This is a genomic window from Terrabacter sp. MAHUQ-38 (assembly GCF_014518425.1).
GTDB lineage: Bacteria > Actinomycetota > Actinomycetes > Actinomycetales > Dermatophilaceae > Terrabacter.
This window is the reverse complement of record NZ_JACVCU010000001.1, coordinates 625,933-642,124: the sequence shown is the minus strand read 5'-3', so window position 1 is coordinate 642,124 and position 16,192 is coordinate 625,933. Positions and strand designations below refer to the sequence as shown.

Annotated in this window: 11 protein-coding genes; 7 read left to right on the top strand and 4 right to left on the bottom strand. The window is 74.1% G+C overall.

Features of this window, described 5'->3' with window-relative positions:
* Positions 1-49: 49 nt before the first annotated feature.
* Positions 50-3,349 (bottom strand): BTAD domain-containing putative transcriptional regulator, encoded by a 3,300-nt coding sequence (locus H9I49_RS03070; RefSeq protein ID WP_188028837.1) that lies wholly within the window; start codon positions 3,347-3,349, stop codon positions 50-52.
* A gap of 144 nt (positions 3,350-3,493) precedes the next feature.
* On the opposite strand from H9I49_RS03070, the gene H9I49_RS03065 reads away from it, so the two are divergent.
* Entirely contained in the window at positions 3,494-4,396 is a 903-nt protein-coding gene (locus tag H9I49_RS03065) for an endonuclease/exonuclease/phosphatase family protein (protein ID WP_188028836.1), read from the top strand.
* Between the two features lie 305 nt (positions 4,397-4,701).
* On the opposite strand, the gene H9I49_RS03060 is transcribed toward H9I49_RS03065, so the two are convergent.
* Complete coding sequence (locus tag H9I49_RS03060; protein WP_370587403.1) at positions 4,702-5,409, bottom strand: M50 family metallopeptidase; 708 nt, start codon at positions 5,407-5,409, stop codon at positions 4,702-4,704.
* Between the two features lie 192 nt (positions 5,410-5,601).
* Between H9I49_RS03060 and H9I49_RS03055 the strand changes: the two genes are divergently transcribed.
* Positions 5,602-6,438 (top strand): matrixin family metalloprotease, encoded by an 837-nt coding sequence (locus tag H9I49_RS03055; RefSeq protein ID WP_188028835.1) that lies wholly within the window; start codon positions 5,602-5,604, stop codon positions 6,436-6,438.
* 34 nt (positions 6,439-6,472) lie between these two features.
* On the opposite strand, the gene H9I49_RS03050 is transcribed toward H9I49_RS03055, so the two are convergent.
* Positions 6,473-7,435: a 2-dehydropantoate 2-reductase gene (locus H9I49_RS03050; RefSeq protein WP_370587402.1), complete on the bottom strand. Its 963-nt coding sequence runs from the start codon at positions 7,433-7,435 to the stop codon at positions 6,473-6,475.
* Between the two features lie 97 nt (positions 7,436-7,532).
* On the opposite strand from H9I49_RS03050, the gene H9I49_RS03045 reads away from it, so the two are divergent.
* The 3 genes from H9I49_RS03045 to H9I49_RS03035 are packed head-to-tail and all read left to right on the top strand — an operon-like array spanning position 7,533 to position 11,606.
* The gene (locus H9I49_RS03045) at positions 7,533-10,124 is read left to right on the top strand and encodes a molybdopterin-dependent oxidoreductase (protein ID WP_188028834.1); all 2,592 of its coding nucleotides are present in this window, start codon (positions 7,533-7,535) and stop codon (positions 10,122-10,124) included.
* Positions 10,121-11,068 (top strand): FAD binding domain-containing protein, encoded by a 948-nt coding sequence (locus H9I49_RS03040; RefSeq protein ID WP_188028833.1) that lies wholly within the window; start codon positions 10,121-10,123, stop codon positions 11,066-11,068. The genes H9I49_RS03045 and H9I49_RS03040 overlap by 4 nt, the downstream gene beginning before the upstream one ends.
* A gap of 13 nt (positions 11,069-11,081) precedes the next feature.
* Positions 11,082-11,606 (top strand): metallophosphoesterase, encoded by a 525-nt coding sequence (locus tag H9I49_RS03035; protein ID WP_370587401.1) that lies wholly within the window; start codon positions 11,082-11,084, stop codon positions 11,604-11,606.
* 21 nt (positions 11,607-11,627) lie between these two features.
* On the opposite strand, the gene H9I49_RS03030 is transcribed toward H9I49_RS03035, so the two are convergent.
* Positions 11,628-12,860, bottom strand: coding sequence for a cysteine desulfurase-like protein (locus tag H9I49_RS03030; protein ID WP_188028831.1), 1,233 nt, complete (start codon positions 12,858-12,860; stop codon positions 11,628-11,630).
* A gap of 129 nt (positions 12,861-12,989) precedes the next feature.
* On the opposite strand from H9I49_RS03030, the gene H9I49_RS03025 reads away from it, so the two are divergent.
* A complete protein-coding gene (locus H9I49_RS03025) occupies positions 12,990-14,756 on the top strand; it encodes an FAD-dependent oxidoreductase (protein ID WP_188028830.1) in 1,767 nt (588 codons plus the stop codon).
* Entirely contained in the window at positions 14,749-16,179 is a 1,431-nt protein-coding gene (locus tag H9I49_RS24310) for an adenylate/guanylate cyclase domain-containing protein (RefSeq protein WP_188028829.1), read from the top strand. Before H9I49_RS03025 ends, H9I49_RS24310 begins: the two co-directional genes overlap by 8 nt.
* Positions 16,180-16,192: the final 13 nt, after the last annotated feature.

Genomic DNA, 16,192 nt, shown 5'->3' with positions numbered 1-16,192 from the left:
CGGCGCCGGACGATGGTGCGTCGGGTCACCTCGACCGGGGAGAGGACAGTCAGGCGCCGCGGCCGCGCCGGCGCCGGGCCACCGGGCGGGTTCCCTCGCGGCGCGCGTCGAGGCGGCTGATGAGCTCGTCGAGCTCGGTGAGGTCGACGAGACCGGCCCGCTCGAGGCAGGCCCGCTCGCGCAGGAAGATCGTGCGCGCCTCGTCGACGCGGCCGACGAGCTGGAGCACCCGGCCGAGGTCGCGCAGGCTCGCGGCCAGGCTGAGCGGGCGCACCAGCGCCTCGAAGCCGGCGACACTGGCCCGCAGCGCCTCCTCGGCGTCGTCGAGCCGACCGAGCCCGGCGAGGGCGCGGCCCACCGTGCGCTGGGCCCGGTGCAGCATGAACGCGTCGCGTCGCTGGCCGGCCTGGTCGACGGCCTCGCGTGCCGCCTCGAGCGCGGCGGCCGGCTCGCCCATGTGGACGAGCAGGTCGGCGCGGGTGTCGAGCACCGCGGTGCGGCCGTTGACGTCACCCAGCCGCGCGAACAGCTCCATGGCGACGTCGCACCGCGGCAGCCCCGCCTCGTACTCGCCGAGACGGCGGTGCACCCGCGCCAGCGCGAACTGGGCGGTGGCGAGCCCAGCCCAGTCGCCCGTGCCCTCGAGGTGCTCGAGCGCCCGCAGCAGGTGCGTGCGTGCGGGACGTAGCTCGTCGTAGTCGTCGAGCAGGCTGCCCCACGCGAGCTCGACGTAGCCGTGCAGCTCGCGAGGGGTGCCGTCGTCGACGGTGGCGCCGGCCCAGCCCAGCGCCTCCTCGGCGGCGGCACGGCGGCCGTTGGCACGCTGGCAGCGGCCGATGACGACCGCAGCGGCCACGGCACCGAGCTGGTCTCCCTCGAGGTGCAGGGTGCGGCGCGCACGCACGGCGAGCGGGGCGGCGTGCTTCGAGTCGCTCGCCTCGTGGCGGATGAGGCTCTCGGCGAGCATGAGGTGCGCGCGGCCGCGGCGGCCGTCGGGTGTCGTCTCGGTGAGCGCGTCGTGCACCGCGCGCGCAGCGGCGGTCCACAGGCCCGGCTCGACGCTCGCCTGCGCGTGGTGCGCCATGAGGCCGAGCAGGCGCCAGGCCGCGGCCGGGTCGTGCTCGGCGGCCCACCGCACGCACGTCAGGATCGTGTCCTGCTCGGTGCGGAAGAAGACAAGTGCGTCGTCCGGTGAGGGCGGGTCGTCGGGGTCGGGCCCGACGGATCCCGACTCCGCCTCCGCGCGCGACCCGGTCGGGCCGAGCGAGCAGGGTGCGGCGGGGTCGAGGTGCGGCGGCGGCAGCGGAAGCAGCCTGGCCGGGAAAGCCCGCGCGTGCGCCTCGGCGAGGACGAGGAGTCGACGGATGACGGCGGCCAGGTGCGCGTCCTTGCGCTCGGCCACCGCGGCCGGGTCGTCGCCGCACGCCGACCGCGCGTAGAGCCGGACGAGATCGTGGAGCTGGAACTGCGTCGTGCGCCCGGCCTGGACGACCGGCTCGAGCAGGCACGCGGCGTGCAGGGTGTCGACCGCCGTGTCGCCCGCGACCTCCCCGCCGGCCAGCGCGGCCACGAGCCAACGGCTGACCCGGGCGAACGGGAGATGGGAGACGTCGCCGAGCACGGCGCGCGCCTCGGGAGGCAGCGGCGCCTCGGCGAGGCCGAGACCGGCGTACACGGCCTGGTCCGTGCGCTCCTCGCGCCGGGCCGCGGCACCCGACCCGGGGCGTCCGGCGATCTCTGCCGAGAGCGTCGACCGGGCCTTGCGCAACGTGAGGTCGGGGCGCCCCGCGACCCGCTGGGCCGTGACGCGCAGCAGGATCGGCAGCCCGCGGCACTCGCGGGCCAGGGCGGCGACGTCGTCGGGCGAGTCGTCCGTGCGGTCCGGCCCGAGCAGGTCGCGCAGCAGCGCCGCGCCGTCGTCGTCGGCCAGCCCGGTCAGACGCACGCGAACCGTCGGCTGGCACGACGCGAGCGAGTGCCGGCTCGTCAGGATGGCCACCGAGCTCGCTCGTGCGGGCAGCAGGGCACTGACGTCGAGGTCGCCGGGCACGTCGTCGAGGACGATGAGGATGCGGCGGTCGTCGATGACGGAGCGGTAGAGCGCGACCCGGGCGTCGTGCGACGCGGGCACGGCGTCCGCGTGAATGCCGAGCAGGCCGAGGAAGAGCGCGAGCACGCTCGAGATGCCCGCTCGGCCCGTCTCGCTGTCGAAGTCGAGGTACAGCGTGCCGTCGGGGAAGCGGTCGCGCAGCAGGTGGGCTGCCTCGACGGCCAGGGTGCTCTTGCCCATGCCGCCCAGCCCGGTCACCGCGACGACGGGGGCCGGGCCGTCCTCCTGCTCGGCTGCGCCGAGCACGCGCGCGAGCTCCTCCCGCCAGCCGACGAGCCGGGTCACCGTGCGCGGCACCGTGCGTGGTGCCGGCACCGCGTGGAGCGCGCCGGCGTGCTGGCCGACGTCGTCGCGCTCGACCTCGTCGCCCGGACGCCCGGCGACCTGGCCCGAGGGCCCCGCCGGGGCGGGATCCGCAGGGTCGTCGGCGACCACCGCCTCCTCGGGGATGCTGTGGACCGCCCGCAGGACGTCCTGGTGGGCGGCGCTCAGGGCCGGTCCCGGGCGTACGCCCAGCTCGTCGTCGAGGCGGCGGAACGCGGCCCGGTAGACGGCGAGGGCGTCGGCCTGCCGGCCGGTGCGGGCCAGGACCTGCATGAGCTGGGCGTGGAACGTCTCGTGGAACGGGTGTCGCTTCGTCAGGGTCGACAGCTCCGCCGCGAGCCCGTCGAGCTGGCCCGTGGCGAGGTCGGCCTCGACGCGCTCGGCGAGCAGCTCGAGGTGCTCCTCGCCGAGCCGGCGCGCGAGTGAGTCGACCTCGGGCGTCGGGTGGCACCCGTCGAGGGGATCGCCCGTCGTGAGGGCGGCGGCGCCGTGCAGCAGGGTGCGGCGCTCGACCGGCGTCAGCTCGTCGCTCGAGAGCTGTCGGCGCAGGTCGTCACGGTCGCGCAGGTCGGTGCCGACCGACGGGTCGAGCTGGTAGCCCACCTCGTGCGTGACGATGAGGTCGGCGGGGGCCACCTTGCGGCGGATCGCCGAGACGAGGGCCTGGATGCGGTTGCGTGGCGACGCGTGGTGTCCGCCACCCCACACCCAGTCCGAGAGGGCCGACACGGTGACGACGCGGCCGCCCGCCGACGCGATGCCCGCGAGCAGGGTGCGCTCCGAGAGCGTCAGTGGCACCGGCCGGCCGTCGACGATCACCTGCACGAGTCCGAGCACGAGGACCCGGGGCGGACCGCCGGTGCAGGCGGACGGCACCCGGTCGTTCGATGGAGTCCCCTGTAGGTGCACAGGCACAGGGGGACGATAGCCCGGCGTTCGGACCTCGTCCTGTTGGAACCTCCGAGGGGCGCTCGCCTTTCGCACCACGATCGCAGCGACTCCGCAGTGCGGTCGCGCACGGTCATCCGTGACCTGCCGACGACACCTCGAGGAGCACCGATGGACCACACCACTCCGCGCCACCTGACCCGACGGTCGTTCGGGCGGCTCGGCCTCGCCGCTGCCGTCGCCGGTGCGACCGCCACCACGGCCGGGTCGACGGCACGCGCCGCAGGCTCGACGACCTTCCGCGTCGGCACCCTCAACATCCTCTACGAGTTGGGCGCTGCGAACTTCATGGAGGACCTTCGCAACGTGACCTCCCGAGCCGACATCGTCGGGCTGCAGGAGACCGGCGACCGGCGCGAGCTGCTCACGGCCTTCGCCCGGGACAACGGCTGGCACCTGTTCGCGCCCACCCCCTCTGCGGCCTGCGCCAACGCGATGCTCGCCCGCAGGTCCATGTTCGACGTCATCGACCAGGGCTCGATCTTCGTCTGCGACACCGGGGGCGCCGGCGCTGCGCCGCCGCCGCGCTACGACAACTGGGTCCGCTACGAGGACCGGAACACGGGGCGGCACGTCGTGCACGTCAACACCCACCTCAACTCGCACATCGACGACAACGGCCACCCGTACGACCTGCCGCGCACGCGCGACGCGGAGGACCACCTCGTCAAGCTCAAGAAGCTCGTCCTCGACAAGAAGGACGCCGGGCAGGTCGTCGTCACCGGCGACTTCAACGTCGACTACGTCGACGACAAGCGGGTCCAGTACGCGAAGTTCCCGTACACCGTGCTCGAGGAGCGCCAGGCCGCTGACAGCCTCCCCGGCCTGCGCTCCCACTACTCGCGCCTCGGGGTGACCGGCCTCGGCACGCACGGGTCACGTCGCATCGACTACGTCTACGAGTGGGTGCGCACTCCCGAGGCACGCGTCATGGACATGGACCACGCCTACGTCTTCGACGACACGAACAGCGACCACAACGGCGTCGTCGTGAGGTTCGTCCTCCAGCCCTGAGCCATGGGAGTGGTTGGGGCGCAGGCCAGCCCGGCGGCATACATTTGTGTCCCCCTATGCCGCCGGGCTGGCGCCGCGGCAGGAGTGCACCAGCCGCGACGTTCCCCCGAGGCTGAGCCGCGCGCGAGACGCGACGTGGGCGGCGGCTCCCCCTGGGGCCGCGCCCGGGCTCCCCGTACCCACTCGGAGCGGGCTCTCACGACCATCTCGCGGACGTCGTCCTGAGCGGCGCCACGGTCTGACGGGAGAGGGCTGGCAGGGCCCCGCGCACGGCGGGCCTGCACCGGCCCGGCACACGGCGTCGGTCAGCGAAGGGTCGCGACGGCCTCCGCGGTCACCAGCCACGTCGCGAGCGCGCACACCACGACGAACGATCCGTTCCACAGGCCCCGAGGCACGTGGGTCAGTGTCGCGAGCACGCCGGGATCGCTGCCGCGGCTGCGGTCCCGGAGCACCACCCCGAGGTGCCGCCATGCCCCGACGAGGAGCACGACGCCGAGGCCGACGAGCACCTGCGGCTGGAGCGTGTCGTCCCGCCACCACCACAGCGCACCCGACCCGGCGATCGCGACGGCCATGACGACGACCGTCAACGCCGAACGGACCCGGACGAGCGCGAAGAGGAGGATGGCGAGGCCCGCCGTGACGAGGGGGGCCGACCAGCCGCGCCCCGCCGCCCACACCATGCCGGCGCCCAGGATCGCGGGCATCGGGTATCCCGCCCACGTCGAGGCCACCCGTCCCGGTCCTCGAACGGGCCCGCGGGTGACGGCGTGACCCGACATGTCGCCCCGCAGCACGAAACCGGTGAAACGGCGACCGACGAGGACCCCGACGACGGCGTGCCCGAGCTCGTGCACGAGGGTCACGACGAGGCGCACGACCCGCCAGAGGGGTTCGACGACGATGAGGGCGAAGGCGACCGCGAGGACGACGACGAGCCGGGGAGCCGCGAGGGCCACATCACCGGGCGCCGGGACCATCCGGTCGCGCACGAGCTCGAGCCATTCCACGGACGCAGAACCTAGCCCACTGCTCCGCGCCGCCCCCGACGTGCCCGCTGCACGACCCGCCCGCTGCACGACCCGCCCGCTGCACGACCCGCCCGCTGCACGACCCGCCCGGGTGGGTACGTCACGGTCGGTCCCGGCCGATCGCCGGTCGTCGATGCGACAGGACAGGGGGTACAGGGCATATTGCTGGGCATGCGTCAGGGGTCCTACGTCCGTGCGCCCGGTCGGCACCGGGCTGCGTCGCCACATCCGAGCCGACGTCGCTGGCCCGGGGTGGCCGTGCTGGCGGTCCTCGTCCTGGCCGTGCCCGTGTGGCTCTGGCAGGCACGGCCGTTCGACGCGCGGCACGGGCTCGGTGTCGACAGCCCGCCCGCAGGCATCGGCGCGGCCCAGGCGCCGCTCGGCGCCCCGCCGACGACGCCCAGCGGGCACGGCGGCTACACCTTCATGCGGCTCCAGCCGAGCGGCACCGAGCCGGTCGCGTACGACCCGTGCCGGCCCATCCACTTCACGACGAGCTCGGTCGGGCTGCCCACGGGCGGTGACGCGCTCGTCCGTGACGCCGTCGCCACGATGTCGCTGGCGAGCGGTCTGCGGTTCGTGGACGACGGCCTGACGGACGAGGCCCCGACGCCGGAGCGCGACCCCTACCAGCCGGACCGCTACGGCGACCGGTGGGCGCCGGTCTACATCGCGTTCGCGACCCCTGAGCAGATCCCGCGGCTGGCCGGCGGCACGGTCGGGCTCGGCGGCAGTACTCCGCGAGCCGCCCGGGACGGGGTCCTCGTCTACGTGACGGGCACGGTGTGGCTCGACCGGGACGCGATGACCGACCTGCTGCGGGCCGGACGCGTCGACTCGGCCCGGGCGGTCATCGAGCACGAGATCGGCCACGTCCTGGGTCTCAACCACGTGTCCGACAGCTCGCAGCTGATGTCCGAGTCCGGCGGCTCGGTCAACGGTCCGGCTGACGGTGACCGTCGTGGCCTCGCGGTCCTCGGTCGAGGTGTGTGCCGCCCCGACCTCTGACGGCGGGGCGCGAGCGGCCCCGTGCGATGTGCCGTCAGCCCGGCAGGGCGTTCGGGTGGCGGTTCGTCAGCACCTCGAGGAGCAGCCGGTGCAGCGGCACGTCGACGCCCGACTCCGCCGCGAGCCGCACCACGGCGCCGGTCCAGGCGTCGAGCTCGGAGGGTTTGCCGCCGAGCAGGTCGCGTTGGAGCGATGTCGTCGCGTCCGCTGGCTGGTCGTCGACGAAGGCCATGGTGCCCGCGACGACGGAGTCCGGCAGGCGCACACCACGCGCCCGCGCCACCGCCTCGACCTCACGCATCGCGTCCTGAAGCAGGGCGCGGCTCGAGGGCTTCGAGCGCAGCTCCCCGATCGTGGCGTCGAGGGCCGCTCCCAGGCCGCCGAACGGCACCACGAAGAGCATCTTCGACCACAGCTCCGCCCAGATGTCCTCGGGCGCGGGTGAGACGGCGCCGGACGCCGTCACGGCCTCGCGCAGCCGCGTCACCCGGTCGGACGGGCCGCCGGGGCCGGGTGACCACTCGTCGAAGACCAGCGACGCGGGCCCGCCGGCGTGCGTGATGCGGCCGGGACCGTCGATGTAGGCAAAGATCTTCGCGATGCCCGGTAGGACCGCCTCGCGGCCGACGACTGCGGCCACCCGGTCCGGGGCCTCGACGCCGTTCTGGGTCGTGACGACCACAGTGTCGGCCCGCACGAGCCCGGGCACGGCCTCGAGGACCGGAGGCAGCTGCCACGTCTTGACGGCGAGCAGGACGACGTCGACCGGCCCGATCGACCCCGCGTCGTCGGTGGCGTTCGCCGGGTGGACCGTGACGTCGCCCGCGACGCTCGAGACGGCTAGCCCCCGCCCGCGTATCGCCTCCAGATGGGCCCCGCGTGCCACGAAGGTGACGTCGTGCCCGGACGCCGCGAGCCGCCCCCCGAAGTAGCCGCCGATCCCGCCCGTGCCCAGCACCGCGATGCGCATCCTGACCTCCTGGACCTCGTCGGGCACGCCGGTCGAGCCCTCACCGCCATCATCGCCCGGAGCCCGGTCGGGGCGTAGCGTCGGGGGCGCACCGTCTCGTCGAGACGCAGCCCGAGGAGAGGCCATGGAGCTCACCACGACGGTCAACGACGAGCCGCGGGCCGTGGAGGTCGGCGGCACGGAGGTGGCCGTCGACGTGCTGCGCGATCACCTCGGCCTGACGGGGACGAAGCTCGTCTGCGGCAGCGGCGTGTGCGGAGCCTGCACGATCCTCGTCGACGGCGAGCCGGTGCTGGCCTGCCTCACCCCGGCGACCCGGCTGCGTGACTGCGCGGTGACGACCGTCGAAGGCCTCGCCGACGGCGCCGAGCTCCACCCGGTGCAGCGCGCCTTCGCCCACCACGACGGGCTCCAGTGTGGTTACTGCACACCGGGGTTCGTCGTCGACGCCGTCGCCTTCCATGACCGCTGGCGCGCCGACCACGGGACGACGGAGCCCACCAGGGAGGTGATCGCCGAGGCGCTCGCGGGACACCTGTGCCGGTGCGGCTCGTACGAGGGCGTGTACCGCGCCGTGGCGGCGGCCTGCCGCGGCGAGCACGACGGAGGCGCGGGCATCGTCGAGCGCGTCGACGCCCCGGCCAAGCTCACCGGGGCCGCGGTCTTCACGACCGACGTGGTCCTGCCCGGCATGCTGCACGCCGTCATCCGCCGCTCGGACGTCGCGGCGGGGCTGGTCGGCCCGATCACCTTTCCGGACGGCGTCGTCGGCGTCGAGCTGCTCGGCGCCGACCGTCGGGTCCGGTGGGCCGGGCAGCCGATCGCCGCCGTGGCCGCCGAGTCGCTCGCCGAGGCCCGGCGGGTCGCGCGCGAGCTCGACGTGCCGCTGACGCCGGAGAGCTTCGTCCTGGACCCGGACGAGGCGGTACGCCCCGGGGCGCCACTGGTCTACGCCACGAGGGCAGACCGGAAGAACGCGCCGTCGGCCGGCGAGGGCGGCGCGCCCATGCCTGTCTCGTGGGACGGCAACCGTCACGGCCCGTCGCGTACGCCGTTCCTCGGGACCGTCGCCAAGCGCCGGATCAGCTCGGCCCGCGCAGCCGGACGCCGCGGCCTCGTCGAGCTCGAGGTCGGCACGACGGCACAGCTGCACACCGCCTTCGAGCCCCACGCCTGCGTCGCCGACTGGAGCGACGCGCAGCACCTGCGGGTCTGGCTCAGCACGCAGGGCGTCGACCAGCTGCGGCTCTCCATCGCCGAGCGCTTCGACCTCGACCCCACGCAGGTCGAGGTCGTCGCCGAGTACGTCGGTGGCGGCTTCGGCGCCAAGCTGAGCCTCACGCCGGAGGCCGTCGGCGCCATCTCGCTCAGCCGGCTGGCGCGCCGCCCGGTACGCCTCGTCCTCGACCGGCACGAGGAGCTGACCGCGACCGGCAACCGCCCGGGCAGCCGCTCGCGCGTCGCGCTGCTGGTCGACGAGGACACCCAGGGGATCCGGGCCCTCACCGTCGACTCCGACAGCCATGGAGGGGTCGCGGTCGGTGGAAGTGCCGCGTCCTTGGCGATGCTCCTCTACGACCGCACCCCGCGCCTGGCCCGCGACGTCGACGTCGTGACCAACGCGCCGCCCGGCGCCCCCTTCCGCGGGCCCGGAGGCCCCACGAGCGCGTGGGCGCTCGAGTCGACCGTCGACGAGGTCGCGCACCGCTTCGGACGCGACCCCATCGAGCTGCGGGCGCAGTGGGACGGCAACCCGAAGCGCCAGGCGCTCTACCGCTGGGCCGGTGCTCTCCCGACGTGGCGGCAGCGGCAGGCCACCGGCAGCCGGGCCGGTCGCTACCGCCGCGGCGTCGGTGTCGCGGCGGGGAACTGGATCTACATCGTCGACCCCGACTGCGAGGTGGTCGTCTCGGTCGAGTCCGGACGGCTGGTCGCCTCGTCCGCGACGCAGGACATGGGTACCGGCAGCAGGACCGTCGTGGCCCGGGCCGTCGCGGGCGTCTTCGGCGTGGACCCGAGCCAGGTCGACGTACGCCTGGGTCGTTCGCACGGCGGCACCGCGCACGGGCCGGCCTCCGGAGGGAGCCGCACGACCGTCTCGCTGTGGTCGACCGCGGTCGAGGCGGCGACGACCCTGCGCGACCGCGTCGGCACCGACCTGTCGACCGTCCCCGACGGCGCGACGGCCGGCGCGAAGCGTGGCGGCGACCGCGGCATGCGAGCCGTCCCGGTGACCATGAACGGCGTGCAGATCGGCCGGGGCTTCTCCGCTGCCCTGCACGTCACCGAGGTCGAGGTCGACACCCGCACCGGGAAGACGCGCGTGCTCCGCGTCCACGGCGGCATCGCCGTCGGCCGCATCCACGCTCCCGTCCTCGCCCGCAGCCAGTGCGAGGGCTCGGTCATCCAGGGCATCGGGCTCGCGCTCTACGAGAACCAGGTCCTCGACCCGCACACGGGCCTGACCCTGACGGCGAACCTCGAGGACTACCGCATCCCGCAGCTGGGCGACACCCCGGAGATCGACATCCACTTCCACGAGGAAGGCTGGGACCACGTGCCGGGCGGTGGTATCGGTCTGGGCGAGGTCGCCACAGTCAGCCCCGCGGCCTCGGTCGGCAACGCGATCTTCAACGCGACCGGCTGGCGGCCCCTCACGCTGCCGGTGCGTCCGGACCGGCTCCTCGAGGGCCTGCGCGCGGGGGTGACCCGGTGAGCGGCCTCACGATCCTCACGGCATACGACGAGCGACCCGACGGCCTGGGGCCAGGTGACGCCGTCTACCGTGCGGGCGGCACGGACCTGCAGGAGCGGTTGCGCACGACCGGCGCCACCCCGCACGTCCTCGACCTCACCGGCGTGCCGGGCTTTGCCGGCATCGAGCGGGCCGGGACGGGCACGACCATCGGGGCGGGCACGACCGTCGAGGCCCTCACGCGTGAGCTGGCCGCCGACTACCCGGCGCTCGCACTCACGGCAGCCGGGCTGGCGACGCCGCAGGTGCGCGCGACCGCGACGATCGGCGGAAACCTGCTCCAACGCACGCGCTGCTGGTACTTCCGCCACCCGCACCTGACGTGCCTCAAGTGCGGCGGCGACAGCTGCCCCGCGCGCGACGGGCGACACCTCTACGGAGTCGCATTCGATACCGCCCCGTGCGTCCACCCGCACCCGTCGTCGCTCGCCATGGCCCTGCTGACCTACGCCGCCACGGTCACGACGACGCAGCGCGACGGTCTCACGATCGGTGACCTCCTCGGCGACGGCTCCGACCCGAGCCGCGACCACCTGCTCGGCGACGACGAGGTGCTGACCCGTGTCACGTTGCCCCCACCGGTGGCCGGCGAGCAGGGCGCGTACTACCGGGCGATCAGCCGCTTCGAGGCGGAGTGGCCCCTCGTCGAGGCCGTATGCCGGGTGGCTCGTGACGACGCGGGGACCATCACCTCGTGTGGCGTCGCGATCGGTGGGGTCGCGCCAACTCCCTTGCGGCTCAAGGCGGTCGAGGCGATGCTCACCGGCTCGACCCTGGACGACGACGTGGTCGCAGCGGCAGCGTCGGCCGCCACGGCGGGGGCGAGCCCGCTCCCCGAGACGGGCTACAAGGTCGACCTCGTCGAGGCGACCGTCCGCGAGGTCCTCGAACGGGTCAGGTCATGAGGCAGCCACGCATGTGCGCCGCACCTGTCGCGGAGCACCGGCCGTGAGGGTTGTCGTGCTGTCCGACACGCACAGCCCGCGTCACTGGAAGGGCTGCCCGCCGGCGTTGTTGCCTCACCTGGAGGCGGCGGACGTGATCCTGCACGCCGGCGACGTCTGCACGCCCGACGTGCTCGACCTGCTCTCGACGTTTGCGCCGGTCCACGTCGTCATGGGCAACAACGACATGCCCGAGGTCGCCGATTGGGGCGCGCCAGAGACATTGGAGGTCGAGCTGGCAGGGGTCCGGGTCGGCATGGTGCACGACAGCGGCCAGCGGCAGGGGCGCGCGGCCCGTCTGCGCCACCGCTTCCCCGATGCCGACCTCGTCGTCTTCGGGCACTCGCACATCCCCCTGCACGAGACGGCGGACGGCGTACGCATCCTCAACCCGGGCTCTCCCACAGACCGACGCCGGCAGCCTGCCGGCACGTTCGCGACCCTGGACCTCACGGATGGTGTCGTCGTGGAGGCGCGCATCGAGCCGTTGCCGCGGTGAGCGCGGCGGTCGACGAGTGGCTCACCGGCCCGGCCCGCAGATCTCCTCGAGCCCGGTCGCGAGCCGGTCGACGTCGTCGGCGTCGGTGTACGGCGCGAGGCCCATCCGCAGACCGCCGGCGGCGCCGAGGCCGAGGTGGTGGCTGCACTCCCAGGCGTAGAAGCTGCCGGCCGGCGCGTTGACCCCGCGGTCGCCCAGCGCGGCTCGTAGCGCCTGCGGGTCGTGGCCGTCGACCGTCACGAGCAGCGTCGGGGTGCGTCGCCCAGCGTTGCTGTATGCCGTGAGGCCGGGGATCGCGCGCAGCCGCGCTTCCAGCGTGGCGAGCAGGGCGTCCTCGTGCTCCTCGAGGGCGGTGAACGACGCGACGAGCCGGTCACGGCGTGACGCCGACGGGTCGGGCAGCACGAGATCGGCGAGGAAGTCGACGGCCGCCGTCGTGCCGGCGAGCAGCTCGTAGGGCAGGGTGCCGAGCTCGAACCGCTCGGGCACGGCGTCGGACGACGGGATGAGCTTGTCGGGGTGCAGGGTCTCGAGCAGCGTGGGCGCCGCGGCGAGCACGCCGAGGTGTGGGCCGAGGAACTTGTACGGCGAGCAGACCCAGAAGTCGGCTCCGCTCGCCGGCACGTCCGTGACGACGTGAGCCGTCGCGTGCACGCCGTCGACCCAGAGCAGCGCGCCGACCGCGTGGGCGAGGACCGCGATGGCGCGCACATCGGGACGGGTGCCGATGAGGTTGGACGCCGCCGTGACGGCCACCAGGCGGGTGCGTGACGTGATCACGGCGCCCACCGCCTCCGGCGCGAGCTCGCCTGTGGCAGGGTCGAACTCGGCCCAGCGGACCGTCGCGCCCCGCGCATCGGCGGCGAGGACCCACGGCCGCACGTTGGCGTCGTGGTCGAGCCGGCTGACGACGACCTCGTCGCCGGGTCCCCAGTCCTTCGACAGCGTGCGGGCCAGGTGGAAGGTCAGCTCGGTCGCCGACCTGCCGAACACGACACCGCCCGGGTCGACGGCGAGCAGGTCGGCCAGCGCGGCGCGTGCCGAGAGGACGACCCGGTCCGCGCGCCGCTCGGCGGGCGTCACCGTGCCGCGGTTGGAGATCGCCGAGGTGAGCGTCGTGACGACCGCGGTCGCGACGGCGTCGGGCACCTGGGAGCCGCCCGGCCCGTCGAAGTGCGCCGCTCCCTCGCGCAGGGCGGGGAAGTGCCAGCGGATCCGGTCGACGTCGTAGGAGGGGTGTGCGACGGGTGCCATGGGCCCCATCCTCGCCCGAGCAGCGACGGGATCGGCCGTTCCGGACCCGGAGGCCGCGGATTCACCTACCGTCGGAGGAGGGGGTGGTCGTACTCCGACCTGTCTGCACGTCCGTGTGAGGGGTGACCCGTGACCCGTCCTCTCCTGCTCGTTGTCGATCCTGACCTCGACGGCCTGGCGCGCACCGAGGGCGAGCTCGCGCGCCGCTTCGGCGCGGACTTCCGCGTGCGCAGCGAGTCCGACAGTGCCGCCGCGCTGCGGCAGCTCGAGCTCGCCGCGGAGCGCGGCGACCCCGTCGCCCTGGTCCTCGCCGACCCGTGGCTGCCCGGGGTGGGCGGTGCCGACCTGCTCCGCGCCGTCCGTACGCTGCACCCGGATGCGGGCCGCGCCCTGCTCGTGCCCTGGGGCGCGTGGGCCGACCGGCGGACCGCGGACGCGATCCTGCGCGGCATGTCGCTCGGCGACATCAACTACTACGTCCTCGAGCCGTGGACCTCGCCGGACGAGCTCTTCTGCCGCACCGTCTCGGAGTTCGTGCAGATGTGGTCGAGGACCGTCGAGAACCGCCGGCGCGAGGTCGTCGTGGTCGGTGCGGCCCGCGACCCCCGTGGCCACACGGTGCGAAGCCTGTTGAGCCGCAACGGGATCCCACACGCCTACCTCGACCGCGGCACCCCGGAGGCGACTGCGGTGCTCGAGTCGATCGACGCTCCGCGGCCGGCCGACGCGGAGGGCCCTCTCGTCATCTGGCTCGCGGCGCTCGGCGGTCGGGTGCTCATCGACCCGAGCGACGTCGAGATCTGCCAGGCGTGGGGCATCGGCACCGACCTCGGAGCGCCGGGTAGCGACGACGAGGTCCGCGACATCGACCTGCTCATCGTCGGCGCCGGCCCGGCCGGGCTCGCCGCCGCGGTCTACGCCTCGTCCGAGGGACTTTCCGTGCTGTGTGTCGAGGAGCAGGCGCTCGGCGGCCAGGCCGGCACGAGCTCGCTCATCCGCAACTACCTCGGGTTCTCCCGCGGTCTCTCCGGCGCCGAGCTCGCCCAGCGTGGCTTCCAGCAGGCATGGGTCTTCGGTGCGAGGTTCGTCCTGACCCGGCGGGTCACCGCGATCGACCCCGTCACCGACGCGGCCGGCGTCCCGTGCTTCCGGGCCACGGTCTCCGACGTCGGCGAGGTGCAGGCGCGCGCGGTGCTCCTCGCGACCGGCGTCGCCTACCGCCGACTCGGCGTGCCGTCCTTGGAGGCGCTGACGGGTTCGGGCGTGTACTACGGGGCCAACGTCTCGGAGGCGCACGGGCTCATGGGCGCGCACACCGTGATCGTCGGGGGCGGCAACTCGGCCGGCCAGGCCGCCCTGCACCTGCAGCGGTATGCCGCTGACGTCACCATCGTGATCCGGACGCCCGACCTCTCCTCGACGATGTCGCGCTACCTCATCGACGAGATCGAGGCATCGCCGACGATCACCGTCGTCCCGAACGCCGACGTCGTCGACGGCAGGGGCGAGGGGTGGCTGTCGGAGATCGTCGTCGCCGACCGGGCGACCGGCGAGCAGCGCTCGATCGCGGCCGACGGCCTCTTCGTCATGATCGGGGCGCAGCCGCACACGTCGTGGCTGCCCGACGCCGTGGTGCGCGACAGATGGGGGTTCCTGCTCACCGGAGCCGACGTGCGGGAGGCCGGTGCCTGGACCCTCGAGCGGCCGCCGTGTGCCCACGAGACGTCGCTGCAGGGCCTCTTCGCGGCGGGCGACGTGCGGGCGGGATCCGTCAAGAGGGTCGCGTCGGCGGTCGGCGAGGGCTCGGTCGTGGTGTCCGAGGTCCACCAGTTCCTCGCGCTGGCGCAGGCCAAGGCCCGCCACGCGGAGACGGAAACCCAGGCCGACCGTGGCTGAGCACGCCACCGTCGGACCTCGGGCGCCCGCCCCCACGGGCCCGGGGCACGCACGCGCGGGAGCTCGGCGGCGCGGCGCGGTCGGTGCCGCCGCGCTGGCCCTGCCGCTGCTCGGCCTCGTCCTGCTCCGCCTCTCGGGGCAGCTGGACCGGCAGTGGCAGCACGAGTCGACCCACTTCTGGATCGTCCTCGGCGCGGCACTGCTCAGTGCCGTCACGGCATACGGCACCGGGGCGGCGGCGGTGCGGCGCGGCGACGTGCGCGTCATGTACGTCTCGCTGGCCTTCCTCTCGTCCGCGGGCTTCCTCGGTCTGCACGCGCTCGCGACACCGCGCATGCTCCTCGAGACCGCGTCCGCCGGGTTCAACGTCTCCACTCCCGTCGGCATCGCGATCGGCTCGCTCTTCGCCGTCGCGTCGGTGCGCGAGGTCGACGCAGGACGGGCGGTCGAAGAGATGCGCCGGGCGCGGTGGTCGCGGGTCGCCCTCATCCTCCTCATGGTCGCGTGGGCAGTGGTCTCGCTCCTGCGCCTGCCGCCGTTCGACGTCGGGCCGGGACTGGAGCGCGGATCGGCGCCCATGGCCGCGACGGCCGTGCTCGCCGTCGTGCTCTTCGCCGTGGCGGCAGTGACATACGCCCGTCTGTGGTGGCACCGGGGCGGCCTGCTCCCCGCAGCGATGGCGTCGGCGATGGTCCTGCTCGCCGAGGCGATGGTCGCCATCGTCTTCGCGCCGAACTGGCACTACTCGTGGTGGGAGTGGCACCTGCTCATGCTCGCGGCGTTCGTCCTCGTCGCGTGGGGCGCGCAGCAGTCCTGGCACGAGGAGCGCTACGCCGCCCTCTACACGGCGGACACCCTGGCGGGGCGACGTGAGATGACGATCCTGTTCGCCGACCTCAAGAGCTTCACGACCTTCTCCGAGGGCCACGACCCGGCGGAGGTCACCGCGATGCTCAACGCGTACTTCACGGTCGCGATCCCAGCCGTCGTCAAACGCCACGGCGGCACCATCGACCGCCTCATCGGCGACGCGATCATGGCGACGTTCAACCGGCTCGGCGACCAGCCGGACCACGCGCGCCGGGCCGCGCAGGCGGGCCTCGACCTCCAGACCGAGACGGCGCGCATCGCCGACGAGCACCCCGGCTGGCCCCGGTTCCGGGTCGGGATCAACAGCGGCGAGGTTCTCGTCAGCGTGCTCGGCAGCGAGGGTGGCCGCACCCACACCGTCATCGGCGACGCCGTCAACGTCGCGTCACGGATCGAGGGCCAGGCGCCGGTCGGCCGCGTCGCGGTCACCGCCGACACCCTCACGATGTTGCCCGGCGCGATGACCGAGCCGCTCGGCCCGCTCGACCTCAAGGGCAAGGGCGAGCCCGTCGAGGCGTTCGTCCTGCTCTCGCTCCCGGACGACCACTCGTGACCCCACCCGGCCG